The following is a 19,721-nucleotide window of genomic DNA, read 5'->3' as shown; positions in this document are numbered from 1 at the left end:
TGGCAATAAGAAACTTAAGAAGCAGCTTCCTGGTCTTGCAGATCAATTTGCCGCAGATGAATATGCTTACGGCCTAAAGAAATTTCAAATTCGTCTCCAGGTTGGAGATCCATTTGCTTGGTGTAAGCAGAGCCGATGAGTAAATTGCCATTGGATTGAACACTGATGCGGTAGCTTGCACTGCGTCCACCCCGACCATTACCATTTTGCTTGCCATCTAACTCAATGCCTTCAGCATCAATCAGAGCATTGAGAAACTTCATCATGTTGACTCGTTCTACACCACTTTTAGTCTGAGTGTAGTAGCCACATGCCTTCGCTTTTTCTTCCTTACTAAGAGTGTCTAACTCTTTGACTTTTTTGAGGAGAGCTTCACCTGTCAGAGGTTCAATTTTTTTCTTTTTAGTCATCAACTTGAGTCTAAAAAAATTAACAAGGGGTCTAGATTACTTCTTGCTGATCGACGCTGAGATATGGAAATCTGAGCTGAGTATCAGCTTGTAAAACTATACTACACTGATAAAGCAGGCTTGTTCACAATATCTATTGATTTTAAGAAGTAATTTTTTGATTTAGTACTTATGAAGTATAGGTAATGTCTAGATAAGTCAGATAAGCATTAGAACTGCTGATTAAGATCCAAAGAAAATATCATTATTACAGTCACCTCAAGCTGGTGGAAGCAGAATTATTCAACCCTTGTGAAGAGGCTGATGGAGCAATTTACAACTAAAATCCTTGGTCTTATTCGGAGGTAGTCTAGGATGTTTGAGACAGAAGAGGAAAGCTAATAAAGCAGAGCTTGCTGAGGAGAAAATGAGGACAAATTACTGCATTTTACTGCTAAGGGTGACTTTGTAATTTATGGTGCGACATCCACTTTAGATGAGAATGGTTGCGTCTGTTACGGCAACTTTTTTGGGGAGCAATGAAGCTAACAACTCGGGGTCATTACAGTGTGAAAGCCTTATTAGATTTAAGCTTGCAACCGGGTTATGGTCCTACCTCCGTCAATACGATCGCCCGTCGCCAAGATTTGCCTGCCCCTTATCTAGAAAAGCTATTGATTGAGATGCGTCGAGCGGGGTTAGTGAACTCGCTCCGAGGGTCTCAAGGCGGATATCAACTAGCGCGATCGCCGGCTCAAATCTCTCTGGGTCAAATCTTAGAAGCCGTCGGTGAAACAATTGAGCCTTTGTCACGCTACGCTCCAGACGCAGAGCAAGCCGAGGATTGGGTGACCTTTACCCTCTGGAATCGCTTACACCAAAAGTTGAAAGAGGCGCTATACAGTATATCCCTAGAAGACCTTTACTATGATGCCCGAAGCTGGCAAGCGGCTCAAGGAGAATCGACAAGTTTTGTAGTTTAATTTTGGTTCTAAAAAAGGAGGAGCCAACAACCTTTTCGATTAGGTGTTGACTCCGACATCAGCTCCATTGGTAGGCTGGGTAAAATTTAATACTGACTGTGCTTAGAGATGCACTGATCCGACAGCGCTGCATCAGTAAAATATGGACTAAACTGGCTGCCTAAATTGGTTGTGATGGTTATGAATTTGGCGGCTAACTTCTCCATAAGCTGTTCCGTTTGCTGACTCATGGATTGGCTCATTGACTTGCCTATTGGCTGAACAGTTGACCTGTCCCTGCGCAAGTTCATCAGTTGGGTTTTCCTCGGACCCCTCTACTTGATTGTTGTAAGAGCACTTAACTGTAATTTTCATGCTGCTTTGGGCTTTGCCATTGGCGATGTAGGGCACGCCTGCGTCTGCACTAAAATTGATACCAAACTCTAGGGTAACTTCATCAATGTTGCCAGCGCCAAAATTTTTGAAGGCGTTCAGCGTATAGGCGGTGTAGCTGCGGAGGGTATTCTGCACCATCTGCATTGAGCTATGGGAACTCATAGACTTAGCCGCAGCACCAGGCCATCCCTTTCCTCCTCCCCGTTTTTGTTCAACTTCTTCGTTGCCTTCGTAGGATGAAGTGTCAGAAATTGGAGTATTCTCAACGTTTTGCTGCGCTTCGATGTAGATGATTGTGCCGTCGTCAGACTGGATAGGAACAAGTTGATGGGAGGACATAGCAATTAAACTTCCTGCGAGAGTAGATGCATCTGTTGATTGTGCCTAAAAAAGCTAGGTACACTCCGATGGGCCATACCCCTTTTTAACCTTATTGGCATGACTTTAGGAGTATCTTTTTTTAGTTATTTCTTCGCAGCTTTAGAATCATTCACCCCACCATCCACGATCGCCCTTTGGGTATTAGCGATCGCGGCTTTGATTGATTACGTCATCGGAGATCCTTGGGGCTGGCCTCATCCGGTGCGGGTCATGGGCTGGGCGATCGCTCGCTACCAACAATTCGTGTTTCGCTACCTCAAGTCAGCTACGGGGCAGCGGTTAGCAGGGGTGTTTTTGGGCCTTGGTCTGGTTGTTGGTAGTGGCTGGGTTGGTTGGGCGATCGCTGTAGCTGCCACTTGGATTCATGCAGGGCTAGGAATTGCCGTGCAAAGCATTCTATTGGCATCCTGTTTTGCGGGGCGGAGCTTGAGGTCTGCTGCTGAGGACGTGATGCAGCCTCTATCCAGCGGAGATTTGGCACAGGCCCGCACTCGTTTGAGCTTTTATGTAGGACGAGATACGGAGAATTTATCAGAGCAGGAAGTGTTACGAGCGGTACTGGAAACCGTCACGGAGAATGCCACGGATGGGGTGATGGCTCCCTTGTTTTACGCCTTGCTGGGTGCTGCTTTGCCTGGAGTGGGAGTAGTGCCCTTAGCGATCGCTTATAAAGCTGCCAGCACCTTAGACTCAATGGTGGGCTACAAAGAAGCGCCCTACACGCACTTGGGTTGGTTTAGTGCCCGGATGGAAGATCTCTTAACTTGGTTGCCCTGCCGTCTGGTCGTGCTGACGTTGGCTTTGCTCTCCGGAAAGCCAGGATATGTGTGGCGAATTTGTCGCAGGGACGCGATCGCCGATGCTAGCCCTAACTCTGGCTGGAGTGAGTGTGCCTATGCGGCAATTTTGGGTGTGCAAGTGGGAGGTACCAATTGGTATCGGAGCGTTGCCAAACATAAACCCTTGCTAGGAGAACCAATTCACGCCATTACGCCAGAACGGATTTACCAAGCGTTGCAACTGACCCGCATTAGCTTTTTGCTTTGGTTAGGATTGGGACTTTTTGGTTTAACTCTGTGGTCTGAAATGGTTTTCTCTACAGGCCAGTTGCCCTAAACTTTGCCTAAGCCGCTTAGGGTGTTTCTGGCGAATACAGCTCCTAGTAGAAACTTTATGGCCTCCGAAATCATAGAAATTCTTTCAGCCGAGGAATTACGTCGGACTTTGACCCGACTAGCCTCTCAAATTGTCGAAAAAGCGAATGATTTGTCTCAGTTGGTTTTACTAGGGGTTCGCACTAGAGGCGTGCCCTTGGCTTATGCATTAGCGCGACAAATCGAGGTTTTAGAGCAGGTGCAGGTGCCAGTGGGCGCTTTGGATATCACGTTTTATCGAGATGATTTAGATGAAATTGGGGTGCGTACCCCCGATAAAACCGATATTCCCTTTGATCTGTCTGGGAAAACAGTAGTCTTAGTAGATGATGTGATCTATAAGGGACGGACGATTCGAGCGGCCTTAAATGCAGTGAATGATTATGGTAGACCGCCAGAAATTTGGCTCGCCGTTTTAGTCGATCGCGGCCATCGAGAACTGCCGATTCACCCAGATTTCACAGGGAAAAAACTGCCCACCTCGAAAGAAGAGAAAGTGAAGGTCTACTTGCAAGACTTGGATGGCCGAGATGGAGTAGAGCTGATTCCTCGTAAGCCCGATGGCTGGGGTGGTTAATTGCCTGGATGACTTGATTACTGAACTCGATTGCTGAACCTGATCGCTGAATAGAGGGAAGTGTCTGGAGTGCTGCCATCCAAGGTATTCTGATCAAGACTTCCCTTTTGCTTGACTCATTGGTCTTTTGTGAACGCGCCCCTCACTTCCCCCACCGAAACCCAATCCCGCAAAGCTGATCACATCCGCATCTGTTTAGATGAAAGCGTGCAATGTCATCAGGCGACAAATGGACTAGAGCGCTATCGCTTTACCCATTGCTGCTTGCCAGAGATTGACCGCAGCGAGATTAATCTAACCACTCAATTTCTGGGTAAACCGCTGGCAGCTCCCTTGCTGATTTCCTCCATGACAGGCGGCACAGAGCTAGCCAAAACCATTAATTACCGCCTCGCCACTGTCGCGCAGCACTACAAAATCGCGATGGGAGTTGGTTCCCAACGGGTTGCCGTCGAGAACCCAGAAGTCGCGCCGACCTTCAATGTGCGATCGCTTGCCCCCGATATTTTGCTATTCGCGAACCTGGGCGCGGTGCAACTGAACTACAGCTATGGCCTAGATCAATGTTTGCGGGTGATTGATTGGCTAGAAGCCGATGCTCTGATTCTGCACTTGAATCCGTTGCAAGAGTGTGTGCAGACCAAAGGCGACACTAACTTCCGAGGCTTACTCGCTAAAATTGCCACGCTTTGCCAGAAATTGTCCGTCCCGGTGATTGCCAAAGAAGTCGGCAATGGCATCTCGGCAACAATGGCGCAAAAGCTGATCGAGGCTGGAGTGCAAGCGATTGATGTAGCGGGTGCAGGAGGAACTTCCTGGGCCAAGGTGGAGAGTGAACGGGCTACAGATGCCAAACAACGACGCTTAGGGGCGACGTTTGCCGAGTGGGGTTTGCCCACTGCAGAATGCATCACCACCATCCGGGCGATCGCTCCCACCATTCCTCTGATCGCCTCCGGCGGTTTGCGCGATGGCTTAGAAGTGGCTAAAGCGATCGCCTTAGGTGCAGACTTGGCAGGTTTGGCCCAGCCCTTCTTGCAGGCAGCTTGTGAGTCGGAAACCGCTTTGGCGGAACTAGCAGAGGTGCTGATTGCCGAGATCGAAACGGTACTCTTCTGTACAGGCAACTCGACTATTGAAGCGCTCAGGCGATCGCAAGCTCTGGAATTGAAGGTCTAACTCACCTTTCAACCTGAGTTTGGGCATGCTGAAAGGAAAGCGGCTTCGTGATAGAGCAATTAGCATAGAGGAATGTTTTAGGCACCTAGCTAAAGCTTGACCAGTTAGTTTCTCCTTGAAGCCTGATGCTTGCCGAGGCGCTATTCACTTTTGCCAGGGATTCTCTCAATGCGTGACTTTCTCAAATACACCTTTGCTAGTTTGGCAGGGCTGATCCTCTTTTGCAGTCTAGGAGTGGGGGGGCTAATATTTTTGCTCATTGCTGCTGCGTCAGTTGACTCAGGCCCCCAGGTGAGAAACAAGTCCGTTCTAACGTTTGATTTATCCCTGAACATTACCGATTCCAAGCCTGCCACTAGTACGAGTCAGGCGATTAGTGAAGCGTTATCGAACGACAATAATGACTCCGTCTCTCTCCAGACAGTGCTGCAAGCGATTGAGGAAGCGACTCAGGACGACCGGATTATCGCGCTTTACCTGTATGGCAACATGAGCGCGGGTAGTAGCAGTTCTGGCTTAGCGACCTTGAAGGAAGTGCGGGAAGCGCTAGAGCGGTTTCGGGCCAAGGGCAAAAAGATTATTGCCTACGACATGGAGTGGGGAGAGAGAGAGTATTACCTCGGCTCAGTTGCCAACACTGTTGTACTCAATCCAATTGGTTCAATGGAACTGAACGGGTTTAGCTCCCAGCCAACTTTCTACACCGGAGCTTTGCAAAAGTATGGGGTCGGTGTTCAGGTCACTAGAGTTGGCAAGTACAAATCAGCCGTAGAACCATTCCTCCTCACTAAGCAAAGCTCTGCCAGCCGTGAACAAACGGCCAAACTCCTAGGAGACCTTTGGAGCGAATTCTCCACTACTGTCAGCAAAGACCGGAAACTCAAGCCTCAGCAAATTCAAGCGATCGCCGATAACCAAGGCGTTTTGTTAGCCGAAGAAGCTTTGCAACGGCGCTTAGTTGATAAAGTGGCTTACTTCGATGAAGTTGTGGCCGAGTTGAAGCAAATGACGGACAGCGACGAAGACGAGCGCTCCTTCCGGCAAATTAGCTTGCCGACCTATGCCAGAGCGGTTGAATCCGACACGGAAAAATCTTCCAGCAATCAAGTCGCAGTGGTATATGCCGAAGGCGACATTGTAGAAGGGATTGGCGGCCCTAGCTCAGTCGGAGGCGATCGCCTAGCTAGACAACTGCGAGAACTGCGGCTCGACGATGATGTCAAAGCAGTTGTATTACGAGTGAATAGCCCAGGTGGTAGCGTCACCGCTTCCGAAGTGATTCAGCGAGAAGTAGTGCTGATCAAGAAAGTCAAACCGATTGTGGTGTCAATGGGAGATGTGGCCGCGTCCGGTGGTTACTGGATCTCCACCTATGCCGATCGGATCTTTGCGGAACCGAATACGATCACTGGCTCCATTGGCGTATTTGGCCTCTTGCCCAACGTGCAAAAACTAGCCAACGCCCAAGGCATTACTTGGGATGTGGTGAAGACCGCCCGCTTTGCTGATAGCGAAGGCATTACACGCCCCAGAACGCCCCAAGAATTAGCTGTACATCAGCGCGTCGTAGATCGCATCTATGACCGCTTCCTGACCAAAGTTGCTGAATCTCGCAAACTGCCCAAACAGAAAGTAGCAACCTTAGCCCAAGGACGAGTGTGGTCAGGCACATCCGCCAAACAACTCGGCTTAGTCGACGCGATCGGGGGACTCAATGCTGCCGTCGAAGATGCCGCCAAGCGCGCCAAGTTGGGCGATGACTGGAAACTAGAAGAATATCCTAAGACCCGCAGCCTGGAAGACCAAATTCTCAAGCGACTCATCGGTGATCCAGCGGCTCAAGCTGCTGAAACAGCTACCGAAAAAGTCGATCCATTCACAGCTGAGTTGCTCAAAGTGCAACAAGATTGGTCCACCCTGAAAGCCTTCAACGATCCTCTTGGTGTCTATGCCCGCCTACCCCTCAACCTACGGATTGATTAGATCGGAGCCTGAGTTTTACCAATCTTCAGACCAGTTATCATTCCTCTGAGCCCTTCCACCCGGATTGACTGAGGAACCAGAGTAACCCCGACTAGAGCTGCTGAAACCCCATAGAAACTGGAGCAGCGCCATCCCAACCATACCCAGCCCCACACTAAACGCCAGCACAATCCCAAACGGAATTTCCACCGACTTAAACAGCAGAAACTCAAAAGAGACAGGCGTAAAATTCTGCACTGAAACAATGGCGATCGCCACAACCCAGGCAGCCAAAAGTAGCGAGGCGAGTAGATTAACCATTGGTAGGGGGTGAGGAGAAAGAGGAGGGATGAAGGATGAAACGAGAAGAGGGAGTCAGGAGTCAGAAATTAGGAGACAGAAGTTCCCCAACTAAAGATACCGAAGTTACCTTTGGAGGGGGTCTGGGGGACGCAACCGTCCCTCAGCGGGGGTTTGGGGGCAAGCGCCCCCAAGGCTTTTCTTAAACACCCACAGGTTGAATCTGATGAATCACCCGATCCATATGCTGAGCAATTTGGGTTTCCTTCTCAGGAGAATTTGTCTCCATATAAACCCGCATCAACGGCTCAGTTCCAGAGGGACGTAGCAACACCCAGCTACCGTCTTCTAGGTAAAGCTTAATGCCATCCTTGCGACCCACTTCCTTCACCTTAATCCCTGCCACTTCCGACGGTGGATTCTTAGTGAAAGATTCCAAAACCGCTTCCTTGTGAGGGTTTTCCAAGTGCAAGTCGAGACGCTTGTTGTAGAGCGGCCCACCTGCCTCGGCGATCACTTCTGTTACCAACTGGCTCAAAGGCTTACCTGCATAAGCGATCGCCTCAGCCACCAACATATCTGCCAAAACCCCATCTTTCTCAGGGATATGGTCGATGATGCTGAGACCGCCCGACTCCTCACCACCGATCAGAACCGTGGTTTCCCGCATCTTCTGGCCGACATACTTGAAGCCCACTGCCGTTTCGTGAATTTCTAAGCCATACTTAGCGGCAAAATTATCTAGCAGATGGGTTGTGGCCACAGTCCGCACGATCGCGCCATTTTTGCCTTTATTCTTGACCAAATGGCGGGCCAGCAACAACAGCACCGTGTTAGGAGTTAAGACATTGCCTTGCTCATCCACAATGCCAAAGCGATCGCTATCTCCATCCGTGGCTAAACCCAGATCCGCGTGATCGCGCTTCACGGCTGCAACCAATTCTTCTAGCTGCTCCCCTTTTGGCTCAGGCATACCTCCACCAAACAGCACATCTCTGTAGGTGTGGAACGCTTCTATTTCACAGCCACAGTGCATCAGTACTTCATCCAAATAACCCCGTGAAGTAGAGTAGAGCGCGTCATACTTCACCTTGAGCTTAGCGCTGCGAATCCGCTCGACATCTAAAAGCGTATAGATGAACTTTAAATATTCTGGCTTGGGGTCAAAGGTGGAAATGCGATCGCCATTGCCAGTCGATGCAGGCGCGTCACTCGCTCCTTCAATATTGGCGACAATCGTATCTGTAATTTCAGTCGTTGCAGGACCCGCATAGTCAGGAATATATTTAATCCCGCAGTAAGGAGCAGGATTGTGGCTCGCCGTGAACATCAGCGCTCCGGCTGAGTTGAGGTGACGAGCATTATAGGCAATGACAGGCGTTGGGCAGTCCCGATCCACGATTTTGACAGTCCAACCTAACTCTGCCAACACTTCAGCAGCCGTTTGAGCAAACTCATCTGCTAAGAAGCGAGTGTCATAGCCAATTAAAACCGGTCGATCCTGGGAGTAAGCGGTTTTGAGATAGCTGGCGATCGCGCGTGTTACCCGCCGTACATTAGCAAAGGTAAAGTCGTCAGCAATGATCCCTCGCCATCCATCCGTACCAAACTTAATCGCTTTCGAATTGCTGCCTGCACTCATAGTTGCCACTTTGCTTAATTCACCCTCAATAGTACAAGAACCTTTCGGTCCCAGGTGTAGCAATCTGCGCTAGCATTACGCCTTGCCGTTAGCCTAACTGGCTCTGGCTTACGAGATTTTATGTAACTAGAGTGAGACATTATTGACATAATTTATACCTTAAGGAAGGTAGACTTTTCTCATAAATCATGTAGCCAGCGGCTAATTTCTGACTTCAGACTGAATTGAGTGTCCACTGGATCTTCACGAGATTGAAGATTCTCAACAGTCTGTTTTACTTTTCAGCAAAAATACAGGATACTTGATGTCTAATAGAGCATTTCTCAGAAAACTGTAAATATCTGCGTATTTTCTTCCTTGCTTATTGGTGCTGAATGACTCAGCCGCCGCTTGAGATGATCAAGTTTTGATTTCTAAATTCAAAAACCCTGTTGATAATTGTGGATTTGGTAATGACTCATTCCCTGGCATCTACTGCGGCTAAAGAGCAACCGTCTATGGCATTGCCGTCTCAGCTGCAAAGGATTGCAGCACCAAGCCCAAGTTCCAGGGGGGCAGTACCAGAATCTATTCATTCCTTAGCAGCCATTTGGGCCAGAAAATACGTCGTTGCCGTCACTTCTAAGGAAACGACAGAGCAACTAAAAACGAGTGATAACCTGGCGGCGGTCAATTCTAAAGAGGGACGAACCCTCACTGCCAGCAAGCTACTCAAGCAGTTAACCTTAGCCAGCGCTCAGGCTTGGTCCACCACAGAAACGTTGCTCTCCGAAGAAATGGAGCGCCACGATATTGACCCCAGCTTGATCGACCCCTGGCAAATTGCAGCCGATGCTCACAACTTATTCAAGAAGTCATTAGATGCTTACGCTGAGCGCATCACTCCTCGGCGGTTGTCAGTGGTGGTGGGGAATGACTTTGGCCGAGTGCGGCGCAAATACACAGCTCAAGACCCACGCGCGATCGGCTTTGTCAGCATGCAGTTTCACTACACTGGCAAAATGTTGCTAGAAAAGCTACCGCCGACCGAGCGATCGCTGCTAGAGCCTTACTTCAAGGTTATGGATGACCACATGTATATGCCTTTGCGGGATGCTTACAGAGCCGCGGCAGAGCATGACCTTGGCTCTCCCGTCTTAGAAGCAGTACAAGCTCTATTGCCTGTGAGCACCAAAATTGCTCATGCGGTTTGCAGCCAAGTTGGGCGATCGAATCCGGGTTATGAGAGCTATAGTGGCTTACTCAACTCATCATCCGTTCGAGTTTCTAGCATCCGTGATGTAGAAATGTTCCAGGTGTACCTCTGCCTTTGCATTTTGGAAGACAGCATTCGCTCGGTGCAACAAGAACTCTTCCCGCTTTGTGTCATGCTTTATCCCCGCCTCAACGTCAGTTGGAAGTTGGTGCAAGACATGCTACAAACGCTAGGCTGGGAAATGCACGATCGCCTCACCCCAGATCATCTAGCGCTATTTTTACCCTACCTCCGCACCTTGACTGAGATGTTTTCCGCTGAAGTCTTTCAGAATTAAGGTTTCAAACAATTCTGAGCTGGGCAAAGGATTTCTACCGTCTTGATCGCGGCATCTGGTGCAAACGCTTGAGTCTCGTTGTATTCCTGCGCGGGTGAAGGGTAGATGCCTGCAAATTGAGCTTTATCTTGGGTCTGAGGGCGGAAATGAATCCTGTCAGCGGGTTGCTGAGCGAACTTCACGTACTCTCGCGATTCGTTGGCCGTATGGTAAGACAGCGTTGCCTGACCATAAATAGTTTCGGCCTGCTGGAGTGCCATGCCAGGGCCAACACCCTCAGCCGTTTGGAACTGAGGATTATCTGTTAGCAAAATTTCAAACTTATCTGTATCCCCTAGTTGGGTGACAGCAGGATACAGGATGTAAAACAGGGTTTCTTTTCCTTGCTGCACCGCGATCGCATCAAAGTCAACAATGTAGGGTGACTCAACCTTGAAGGATGTTTCTGGCCCTAACGCCTGCTTCACCTCTCCTAACGTCATGCCAAATTGAGCCGCTCCAATACCTTTCGCGGAAATCGTTTGGGCTGAGATAGGCGGCTGAGTTAGTGCAGGGCGATCGCTGGGGCTGACTATAGCTGTAGCACTGGGACTACCAGCAACACTTGCCGGGGGACTAGATGATGTTTGTTGAGGTACTGAATTGCAACCTAGCAGGGGCAACAAAATACCAAGCCAGAGAACGTAAAGCTTTGCCGGAAAATGTTTCACAGGGCAATTAATATTCCAAGAACAGCATGTCGAAGATTTCTGTTTGATCAGCTTTGGCTTGAGGAGGGATCGGTCGTGCCTCAGGAACTATATCTGACCGCATTTGCTGCAAGGTTGTTTCCAACACCACAATTTGTTGATCGAGTTGTGTCAGCCGCTGATTGATTTGCTGGCTGCGCTGCTCAATTTTTTGTCGTTCCTGTTCCAGCCGTCTGCGCTCTACTACTAGCTTATAGACATCCAGATAGACCGTCGCTTCAGTTTGCGGACGGGGCATTGTGCTGATTTTGGGGGTGATATTGGAACGGATGGGTCTTGGCGGCATCTTCAAATTCCCTGCTTTTTACTGCTAGTGTTCCCAAACTTGGCGTTTTGCTTGTAACTCCAGCCTATGTTCTAGCCATTACCGCGCATTCCTGCGAGCTTGTTGCCACAATAAGGATTGAAGCTTATGCAGTTTTGCCAGTAGTTTTCTAGAAATTCCATGATGCCCCCCGTTTCTAATGCCTCAGCCGTGACTTACTCCCATCTCACTGCCTTGACCTGGAACTGGCAGGGATTTCCAATTTCTTACCATACCCAAGGCGATCGCGGGCCTGCCGTCGTTCTGGTGCATGGCTTTGGGGCATCCTGGGGACACTGGCGTAAGAATATTCCCGCTCTAGCCACTACCTGTCGCGTTTACGCCCTAGATCTGATTGGCTTTGGGGGTTCCGCTAAAGCCAAACCTGGCCCGTTGCAACCTGGGGAACAAGTCGAGTACACGATGGAAACTTGGGGCCAACAGGTTGCGGATTTTTGCCAGGAAGTCGTGGGTGGACCAGCTTTTTTGGTGGGGAATTCGATTGGTTGCATTGTGGCGATGCAAGCAGCGGTGGATCGACCAGAGATTGCTTTAGGAGTCGCTTTACTCAACTGTTCCTTACGCCTACTGCACGATCGCAAGCGCTTGGGATTGCCCTGGCATCGGCGAGTTGGTGCCCCTGTGCTACAGCGTTTACTGGGCGTGAGTTGGATTGGGCAGTTCTTTTTTAGCCGTCTAGCACAACGCAAGGTGGTGCGGAAAATTTTGTTGCAAGCGTATCGAGATCCAGCCGCAGTTTCGGATGAACTAGTGGATTTATTGATGGCTCCTACCGTGGATGCGGGAGCAGCAGCAGTCTTCTTGGCCTTTACTCGCTACTCTCAAGGACCATTGCCAGAAGATTTGCTTCCCGTCCTACCTTGTCCTGCCATTATTCTCTGGGGTACCGAAGATCCTTGGGAGCCGATCGCTTTGGGTCAGGAGTTTGCCAAGTTTCCCCAAGTCCAGCAATTTATTGCACTGGAGGGCTTAGGGCACTGTCCGCAAGATGAAGCTCCAGAGCGGGTAAATCCAATTTTGCAGGAGTGGATTATGACTCAGGCGGCTCACTCTGAGGAAGCTGTTTCTTAGCGGCTTTGTTGGCGGAGCCAATCCTTACCGACTTGGATCGTGACATCCGATTGCAAAGCTCCTGTGCTTTCGATGCGGACTTCGCCGACTCCTAAAACTTGACGTAAGGCTTCGGCGCTTTCGGCATCTCCTTGTTGGGCCACAATCCGCGTCACATTCAGCGGTTCGGTCCAAGGATCATTGACGGAAACATTCTCATATCCTGCCTGATTTAGCGCACTCATCACGCCTTCTGTAGCCGCAGACTCACGGGTGCTGTCTTGGATCGCGACTCGCAAATAGGCGGGGTTGGTGGGCAAAGCACTACCCACACCAAGATTGAAGTGCTGGGCCATGAGGGATTGAATGCGATCCTGATCAGGAACCCAATAACTTGCTTGGAATTCTCCTGGAGCGCTAAAGTCGCCAGGCACCATCAGCATCTTCACGTTAGAGCGATTGGTCTGAGTGGCAAATCCGACCAAAGCCATTAACTCTTCTACGCTCAGATTTGTGTCGAGGTGCGACTGAATCACAGACAGAATCTTGGGAACCCGAGCCAAGGTAACGGGATTGAGCGCTTGCTCCATTAAGGCTCGCATCAGCATTTGCTGGCGTTGAATGCGGCCAATATCTCCATTCTCGTCGTAGCGAAACCGCAAAAACTGTAGAGCTTGGTTGCCGTTTAAGCGACGTTTACCAGCCTTGAGATTAATGTAGAGGTGTTGGCTGTCATCCTGATACTTCATGTCTTTGGGGATGTAGACCGTGACACCACCCAAAGCATCGATTAGTTTTTCAATTCCCTGCACATTGATCCGAACATAGCGATCGATACCCACGCCATCGAGTAACTCGCTGGTAGCTTTGGCGCTGAGGGCAGGACCACCATAGTAGTTCGCTTCATTAATCTTGGTGACTCCGTATCCTTCCACGTAGGCACGGGTGTCGCGAGGAATGGATAGTACCGCTAACTTTTTGCTGTCTGGATCGAACCGGACCAGCAACATGGTGTCAGTCAAACCATCAAGTGAGTTGATTGTGGCTTGATAACCTAAGTTACGCGCATAAGCAGGCGGATTTTGGACGTCGGTGGAGAGAACCTTAGCGCCCAATATCAGAATGCTGACGGGACGGGTGAGTTGAGGTAAGCGGAAGTTAGGATTGCTGGAAATGCTCTCGCCTTGCCCAAAGACTGCTGCTTCTTCAGCGCTGAGTTTACTCTGCATCAGCGGGGTGGTTGCCAAAGATACTGCCAACAAAGCTCCAGCCGTCGCTGATAACATAGCGACCCCAGTGAGGCTAAACAATAGCCAAACCAAACGTGAGTTACTTGATTTCGTCGGTTTCTTGGGCACGGGCTGATGACGTTTCGGCAGCGATCGCTGGTAAGGGATCTTTTGGGTCGACACTGGCTTCCTCAACACACACTAAAGCAAAAATAGCTGATGCTACTGGAGTGACTTGGAAACCTCTGCACCCAAATTGCTCAAACATAGGGCAGCCAATCTCAGGCTGGCAAGCCAATAGTTTTCCAGCCTCTATCCAGTTCACAGCAGCATGTTAACAGTATTCCCTCGATTCTGTGCCAAAACTGGACATTTGATGCCCCTCTCTTAGGTTTAGCTAAGGAACGAGCCCTTTGGCTTCAAACGCAAGAGAGAATTATCGCTCATCTAAAAGCAGCTTCCTACTTACGGTAGGCGATCGCTGAGATGACTGACTCCAGGTAAACGCAATGGTTTACGCTGCCACAGCCGCACCATTAACCAGATGTTGACCAAAAAATAGCCAGAGGTGAGCAAACTGCTCATCAATAGCAAGGGTAGGGTGAGAGATTCCGAAGTTTGGGCTCCAGTGCCTAATAAGATATACCCAAACAGCCATCCTAGGGCGAGGGTTACAACCAAGCGACTTAGGGCTTTTCTCTGACGGCCTCCTTCATTGCGATAGAGCGTCCAGATGGCGGGAAAAAAGCCGACGACTGGGATCAAGTAGAAGAATATCTGTAGCCGTTTTAAGTCCTGGCTTTCTAAAGGGTCAACATCTTTCATGCTTACCAACCCCAAGTCCCCGATGCGCCTTTAAACGGGCCAACAATATCTGAGGTGATCCAACCGCCGTAAAAGTTTCCTGGTTGGGGCTGGACCTGTTCTCCATCGACGTAGCAGGCTTCCATCAAGTGGGGATAAAACGCCACATAGTCCTTGATCGGCTCAAAAGCAGGAGTCGGCTCGGGGTAAAACCAAGCCGCATTTGGAGCCTGGCGATCGCCGACGGCAACGGTGTAGTAACCTGCCCGTCCTTTCCACTCACACCAAGATGCTTGAGCAGAAGCAATTAAAGAGTCTGGATTAATATCCGCAGGAGGAAGGTAATAAACGGGAGGATGACTGGTTTCTAAAACTCGTTTTGCTTGATGGGTGTCTGCGATCACGACGCCATTAAAGACTATTTGAATATGCTTAGGAGAATCTTCTAAGCGGGGCGGACGGGGGTAGTCCCAGACTGATTCTTGTCCTGGCCCTGGAATAGTACGCTCACGGTTCACTTACAATCATCTCCTCAGAAAGACAACCTCAGCCAGCAAAATTTGTATCATGAATGATTCCGATTTTTCAGCCGTGCTGGAGCAGGCAAGCGCTCAGAGAGGGCGATCGCTCTCCTATTGGCAGGAGGCTAATTTTGTTGGTAGGGATAACCATAGGCTAACAACTGCTGAGAAATTTCACTGCCAACTCAGTTCCCCGCTCCAGATCGGGAATACTGCATGTGTCATCCTGGCATCTAAGCTGCAAAGCTGAATCCATGAGTGCCAGTCTCAGAATCAATGGCAAACTCTATCAGTTCTACTTCTACTCTCAGAGGTTTTAGCAGATGCTGAGTGAACTGCTTTTCGGCGCTAACCTTTTGTTGGCAGGCTACTACCTCAGTACTGTCTTTCACGCGGCTCGCAGAGCGGCCCAACAGCCGTTGATACCAGAAGTAGCTTGGTTGGCTCCGCTCTCGAAAGCACTGTCTCTGACTCCGTTGAGCTACCCCACTTTGGTACTAGAAGCGCCAGCTATGGGGCAAATGATTGAGCAAATGATTCAGCCAACCATGGGGCAAACGGCTGAGCGCGATCAGGCTGGAAAACCACTCAAGATGACTGGTTCCGGCTCTAATTTGACACAAAAACAAACGGAGCAAAAACAAGCGGCAGCAGCGATCGCTAAACGAGAGCAATATTTAGCGGCTTTAGTCGAAGTGCAGCAACAACTCTTGGTCTGCAAGGAAGATTGGCAGGGTTACACTTCAGTCCTCCAGCTCCTAGGCCAGGTTTCTGGAGCTAGCCGAGTTTATATTTTTGAAAACCACTTTGAAAACTCCCATCTGCACAGTTCTCAGTTGCTGATGAGCCAACGGGCCGAGTGGTGTACCGCAGGCGTTCAACCCGAAATTGACAATCCCGAGCTACAAAATCTTTCCTATGCCGACTTTTTTCCCCGCTGGGCCGAGAGGTTGTCGCAAGGCGAGATTGTGGCGGGCATCGTGGTTGATTTCCCCGAATCAGAACGAGTGATTTTGGAGCCGCAAGGCATTCTATCGATTTTAGTGTTGCCCTTTATTGTCAATAGCCGATTTTGTGGCTTTATTGGTTTTGATAACTGTGTAGAAGCCCGCGCTTGGGAAACCTCGGAAATTGATTTGTTGCGGGCTGCGGCTGCCGCGATCGCCTTAGCGCAAGAACGCCATCAAGCCGAGGCAGTGTTGCAACAACAGTTTCAGCGCACGCTCTTACTCAAGAAAATTACCGAAGAAATTCGTCAAAGCCTGGATGCCTCCCAAATTTTTCAGACTGCGGTGCAACAGATTGGTCAAGCTTTTGGCGTGAATCGTTGTGTGATTCGGACCTATCTTACGACCCCTACCCCTCGGATTTGCTTGGTGGCTCAATATGCTGAATCCGGTTTTAGCTTGATCAATCAGGCAGAAGTGGCCGATATTTCTGCGGTTAATAATGATTTGGTCGCAGCAGTTTTGTCGCAAGATCGAGCGATCGCCTACACCAATGTCTATGCTGACCCGCTATTAGAGCCTTATCACTTTATTTTTAATCTTTTAGAACTTAAATCTTTATTGACGATTCGTACCTCCTATCAAGGAGAAGCGAATGGCGTAATCAGCCTCTACCAGTGTGATGACTTTCGCGCCTGGACTCCTAATGAAGTGGAGCTTCTAGAGTCAGTGGCCGCCCAAGTGGGAATTGCTCTGAGTCAGGCGCATTTGTTAGAGCAAGAAAAGCACCAGCGCCAAAAGTTAACTGAACAGAATGAAGCCCTAGCACAGGCAAAGCAGGCGGCTGAAACAGCTAACCAAATTAAGAGCGAATTTTTGGCCACAGTCAGTCATGAAATTCGTACACCTATGAATGCGGTGATCGGTCTGGCAGGCCTCTTGCTCGATACAGGGCTGACTATTCAACAGCGAGATTTTACTGAAACCATTCGTAGTAGTGGAGAAACGCTCTTAACCATCATCAATGACATCTTAGATTTCTCTAAGATTGAATCTGGCAAGTTGGAGCTAGAGCAACAGCCCTTTAATCTCTGTACTTGTATTGAGGGAGTGCTGGACTTACTAGCACCCAAGGCGGCAGAAAAAGGGTTGCAAGTGGCTTATATCCTGGAGACACAAGTTCCTACTTCAATCGTGAGTGACGTCACTAGGCTCCGACAAATCTTAGTTAATCTGCTCGGCAATGCGATTAAGTTTACGGCAGCCGGAGAGGTGGTGGTTACCGTCGCAGCTCGCAAGTTAGGGGCAACCCACGCTTCTGCCAGTTCTGGGGCAGCGAAATATTCGATTCGTGTGGCGGTGAAAGATACCGGAATTGGCATTCCTAGCGATCGCCTTTACCGTCTGTTTCATCCCTTTAGTCAAATTGACGCTTCCACTAGCCGTCAGTATGGCGGTACTGGGTTAGGGTTGGCCATTAGTCAGCGCTTAAGCGAATTGATGGGAGGCCGCATTTGGGTGGAGAGTGAAGTCGGGGTAGGCTCTACTTTCTATTTCTCCATTGTGGTTGAGGCGACACCTGATGCTGTAGAGAGCGAGCTATCAATGCGATCGCCCCAGTTTGCTGGAAAACGACTGCTGATCGTGGAAGGCAATGTGACAATTCGCCAAATCTTGGTTCAACAAGCTCAGATGTGGGGCGTCACGGCTGAAGCCGTCGGTTCTAGCCAGGCAGCCTTGGAGCAAATTACGCAAACTCCCGCCTTCGATTTGGTGATGCTGGACCCGCAGGTTCCAGGCTTTGATGGCTTGAGCTTGGCGACAGCGATTCGCCAACAGCCGCAAGGTCAAACCGTCCCCCTCGCCCTGCTGAGCTCTGTAGGCAATTCCAAAGCCCAGACCGAGCTAAGCTCGATTAAGATTGCTGCAATCCTGAGTAAACCGATTAAGCAATCGCACTTCTACGAACTCCTGATGCAAGTTTGGGGACCAGATGCAGGCTCTGCTTCATCTGCTAGCCTGCGGGCTTCGGAAGTCAAAGCTGAGATTCCTTGGCTGGCGGCGCAACATCCTTTACGAATCCTGCTAGCTGAAGACAATGTAGTCAACCAAAAAGTAGCCTTGCATTTGCTGCAACGGATGGGCTACCGCGCTGATGTGGCAGGTAATGGCTTGGAAGTATTAGTTGCTCTGCGCCGCCAGCGTTATGACCTGATTCTGATGGACATGCAGATGCCCGAAATGGATGGCTTGACGGCAACAAAACAGATTTGTCAGGCTTGGTCGGTGACTGAGCGGCCTCGCATTGTTGCCATGACTGCCAACGCCATGCAAGGAGACCGAGAAGTTTGTCTGCAAGCAGGGATGGATGACTATATCAGCAAGCCGATTCGAGTCGAAGAATTAATGCGGGTGCTGCGAGAGGGTCAGGCTATAACAGCCCAAAAAGCTAGTACTTTTGCCTTTGGGGCGCTAGAGACTGTAATTGATTTGGAAATATTGCAGTCTTTGCAACAGGGCGAAGACCTAGCTGCCAGTAGCTTCTACCAGGCAATTGACAGTTATCTAGAGGAAGCCGCTGATTTGATGCAGGCGATCGCCCTAGCGGTGACGAATCACGATCCAGCCGCTTTACATCAAGCCGCCCAAACCTGGAAATCTTTGAGTGTGATGGTCGGGGCTTTGCCACTAGCTGAGCTTTGCCAAGAACTGGAAGCGATCGCGTGTCAGGCAACGCTGGAAGAAGCCGTGGTTTTGCTGCCCCGCTTAGACCTGGAATACAGAAAGGTGAGAACGGTGCTCCAGCAAGTTAAAGACTGTTGATACATTCAGCATGGTCATAGGCAGGACTGTTGACTTTGGTGCTAACCGGGTAAGCAGTCATAGCCTCGGCTGCATAAGGCTGGAGCCAGGGTTGCAACTGCTCAGGCTCGCGCACAGTGGGATCAAGCCACAAGTCATGGCTTTCCGGAGGCAAAATCACTGGCATGCGATCGTGAATTGAGCTGAGTAACGCATTGGCTTGAGTAGTGAGAATGGTGCAGGAATCAAGGCGATCGCCCTCTGGGGTTTGCCAATGCTCCCACAGCCCTGCGAAGGCAAACGGTTGCTGATCTTGCAGCCGGAAGTAGAAGGGTTGCTTTTTCTTCTCTAAGCGCTGCCACTCATAAAAACCATCTGCCACAATCAGGCAACGTCTTTGCCGAAATGCTGATCTAAAAGCAGGCTTCTCCGCCACTGTTTCCGAGCGAGCATTAATCAACCGAGATCCCATACTCATATCTTTAGCCCAACTGGGAATCAGTCCCCAGCGCAACTGTCGCAACTGTCGCTCGGGCGGTTCTGCGGGTTCTGCGGTCGCGAGAATTGCCATGATCGGCTGCGTCGGCGCAATATTGTACCGGGGTGCGAGATCAGGTACTGCCGCTAAGTGAAATGTGGCAGCAATGGTTGCTGCGGATTGGCTCTGAGTAAATCGTCCACACATGCCTAAATCCTTCGCCTCTCAAACCTGGGATAGCTTTTTTTCTGAGCAGATTCTCTTACATTGAATGTAGAGCTAGGCCGAACCAGGCTTGCTCTGTCTAGCGAAGAATATTCATCCTTGGTAATACTCTTACTA

General features: G+C 49.8%; 19 protein-coding genes. 9 read left to right on the top strand and 10 right to left on the bottom strand.

What is annotated here, in order from left to right; translation table 11 throughout:
- Positions 1–14 precede the first annotated feature (14 nt).
- Complete coding sequence (locus H6F72_RS04485) at positions 15–410, bottom strand: AbrB family transcriptional regulator (RefSeq protein WP_190432230.1); 396 nt, start codon at positions 408–410, stop codon at positions 15–17.
- Between the two features lie 518 nt (positions 411–928).
- On the opposite strand from H6F72_RS04485, the gene H6F72_RS04480 reads away from it, so the two are divergent.
- Positions 929–1,372, top strand: a complete 444-nt coding sequence (locus H6F72_RS04480; RefSeq protein ID WP_190432228.1) for an RrF2 family transcriptional regulator — start codon at positions 929–931, stop codon at positions 1,370–1,372.
- A gap of 147 nt (positions 1,373–1,519) precedes the next feature.
- Here the strand turns inward: H6F72_RS04480 and H6F72_RS04475 are convergent, their stop codons facing one another.
- The gene (locus H6F72_RS04475) at positions 1,520–2,086 is read right to left on the bottom strand and encodes a CU044_2847 family protein (protein ID WP_190432227.1); all 567 of its coding nucleotides are present in this window, start codon (positions 2,084–2,086) and stop codon (positions 1,520–1,522) included.
- A gap of 99 nt (positions 2,087–2,185) precedes the next feature.
- Between H6F72_RS04475 and cbiB the strand changes: the two genes are divergently transcribed.
- From cbiB to sppA, 4 genes are all read left to right on the top strand, one after another.
- On the top strand, positions 2,186–3,244 hold the full coding sequence (gene cbiB / locus H6F72_RS04470; protein ID WP_190432226.1) for an adenosylcobinamide-phosphate synthase CbiB: 1,059 nt from the start codon (positions 2,186–2,188) through the stop codon (positions 3,242–3,244).
- 57 nt (positions 3,245–3,301) lie between these two features.
- Positions 3,302–3,859: a bifunctional pyr operon transcriptional regulator/uracil phosphoribosyltransferase PyrR gene (pyrR, locus tag H6F72_RS04465; RefSeq protein WP_190432225.1), complete on the top strand. Its 558-nt coding sequence runs from the start codon at positions 3,302–3,304 to the stop codon at positions 3,857–3,859.
- A gap of 129 nt (positions 3,860–3,988) precedes the next feature.
- The gene (gene fni / locus H6F72_RS04460; RefSeq protein ID WP_190432224.1) at positions 3,989–5,038 is read left to right on the top strand and encodes a type 2 isopentenyl-diphosphate Delta-isomerase; all 1,050 of its coding nucleotides are present in this window, start codon (positions 3,989–3,991) and stop codon (positions 5,036–5,038) included.
- 168 nt (positions 5,039–5,206) lie between these two features.
- The gene (gene sppA / locus H6F72_RS04455; RefSeq protein ID WP_190432223.1) at positions 5,207–7,021 is read left to right on the top strand and encodes a signal peptide peptidase SppA; all 1,815 of its coding nucleotides are present in this window, start codon (positions 5,207–5,209) and stop codon (positions 7,019–7,021) included.
- Between the two features lie 15 nt (positions 7,022–7,036).
- Here the strand turns inward: sppA and H6F72_RS04450 are convergent, their stop codons facing one another.
- Positions 7,037–7,321 (bottom strand): lipopolysaccharide assembly protein LapA domain-containing protein, encoded by a 285-nt coding sequence (locus H6F72_RS04450; RefSeq protein ID WP_190432222.1) that lies wholly within the window; start codon positions 7,319–7,321, stop codon positions 7,037–7,039.
- A 35-nt stretch (positions 7,322–7,356) separates the two neighbouring features.
- Between H6F72_RS04450 and H6F72_RS04445 the strand changes: the two genes are divergently transcribed.
- The gene (locus H6F72_RS04445; RefSeq protein ID WP_190432220.1) at positions 7,357–7,506 is read left to right on the top strand and encodes a hypothetical protein; all 150 of its coding nucleotides are present in this window, start codon (positions 7,357–7,359) and stop codon (positions 7,504–7,506) included.
- Here the strand turns inward: H6F72_RS04445 and H6F72_RS04440 are convergent.
- Positions 7,503–8,942 (bottom strand): phosphoglucomutase/phosphomannomutase family protein, encoded by a 1,440-nt coding sequence (locus tag H6F72_RS04440; RefSeq protein ID WP_190432218.1) that lies wholly within the window; start codon positions 8,940–8,942, stop codon positions 7,503–7,505. The two genes, H6F72_RS04445 and H6F72_RS04440, sit on opposite strands and share 4 nt — an antisense overlap.
- A gap of 452 nt (positions 8,943–9,394) precedes the next feature.
- Between H6F72_RS04440 and H6F72_RS04435 the strand changes: the two genes are divergently transcribed.
- Positions 9,395–10,474 carry a hypothetical protein gene (locus tag H6F72_RS04435; RefSeq protein ID WP_190432216.1) on the top strand — a complete coding sequence of 360 codons (1,080 nt, stop codon included), beginning with the start codon at positions 9,395–9,397 and terminating at the stop codon, positions 10,472–10,474.
- Here H6F72_RS04435 and H6F72_RS04430 read toward each other — a convergent pair.
- Complete coding sequence (locus H6F72_RS04430; RefSeq protein ID WP_199298877.1) at positions 10,471–11,184, bottom strand: hypothetical protein; 714 nt, start codon at positions 11,182–11,184, stop codon at positions 10,471–10,473. The genes H6F72_RS04435 and H6F72_RS04430 overlap by 4 nt on opposite strands.
- A gap of 7 nt (positions 11,185–11,191) precedes the next feature.
- Positions 11,192–11,509 (bottom strand): gas vesicle protein, encoded by a 318-nt coding sequence (locus H6F72_RS04425; protein WP_190432214.1) that lies wholly within the window; start codon positions 11,507–11,509, stop codon positions 11,192–11,194.
- Between the two features lie 159 nt (positions 11,510–11,668).
- On the opposite strand from H6F72_RS04425, the gene H6F72_RS04420 reads away from it, so the two are divergent.
- On the top strand, positions 11,669–12,619 hold the full coding sequence (locus H6F72_RS04420) for an alpha/beta fold hydrolase (protein WP_242016781.1): 951 nt from the start codon (positions 11,669–11,671) through the stop codon (positions 12,617–12,619).
- Here H6F72_RS04420 and H6F72_RS04415 read toward each other — a convergent pair.
- The 3 genes from H6F72_RS04415 to H6F72_RS04400 form a co-directional block, all read right to left on the bottom strand.
- Positions 12,616–14,010, bottom strand: a complete 1,395-nt coding sequence (locus H6F72_RS04415) for an LCP family protein (RefSeq protein ID WP_190432212.1) — start codon at positions 14,008–14,010, stop codon at positions 12,616–12,618. The genes H6F72_RS04420 and H6F72_RS04415 overlap by 4 nt on opposite strands.
- Positions 14,011–14,292: 282 nt before the next feature.
- Entirely contained in the window at positions 14,293–14,652 is a 360-nt protein-coding gene (locus tag H6F72_RS04405) for a hypothetical protein (RefSeq protein WP_190432210.1), read from the bottom strand.
- A 2-nt stretch (positions 14,653–14,654) separates the two neighbouring features.
- Positions 14,655–15,149: a DUF427 domain-containing protein gene (locus H6F72_RS04400; RefSeq protein WP_190432208.1), complete on the bottom strand. Its 495-nt coding sequence runs from the start codon at positions 15,147–15,149 to the stop codon at positions 14,655–14,657.
- A gap of 326 nt (positions 15,150–15,475) precedes the next feature.
- Between H6F72_RS04400 and H6F72_RS04395 the strand changes: the two genes are divergently transcribed.
- Entirely contained in the window at positions 15,476–18,922 is a 3,447-nt protein-coding gene (locus H6F72_RS04395; RefSeq protein WP_190432205.1) for a response regulator, read from the top strand.
- Here the strand turns inward: H6F72_RS04395 and H6F72_RS04390 are convergent.
- Positions 18,909–19,586, bottom strand: a complete 678-nt coding sequence (locus H6F72_RS04390; RefSeq protein WP_190432204.1) for an SOS response-associated peptidase — start codon at positions 19,584–19,586, stop codon at positions 18,909–18,911. The genes H6F72_RS04395 and H6F72_RS04390 overlap by 14 nt on opposite strands.
- Positions 19,587–19,721: the final 135 nt, after the last annotated feature.

The sequence above is a fragment of the Trichocoleus sp. FACHB-46 genome (genome assembly GCF_014695385.1).
Classification (GTDB): Bacteria; Cyanobacteriota; Cyanobacteriia; order FACHB-46; family FACHB-46; genus Trichocoleus.
This window is presented reverse-complemented; position numbering and strand designations above follow the sequence as displayed.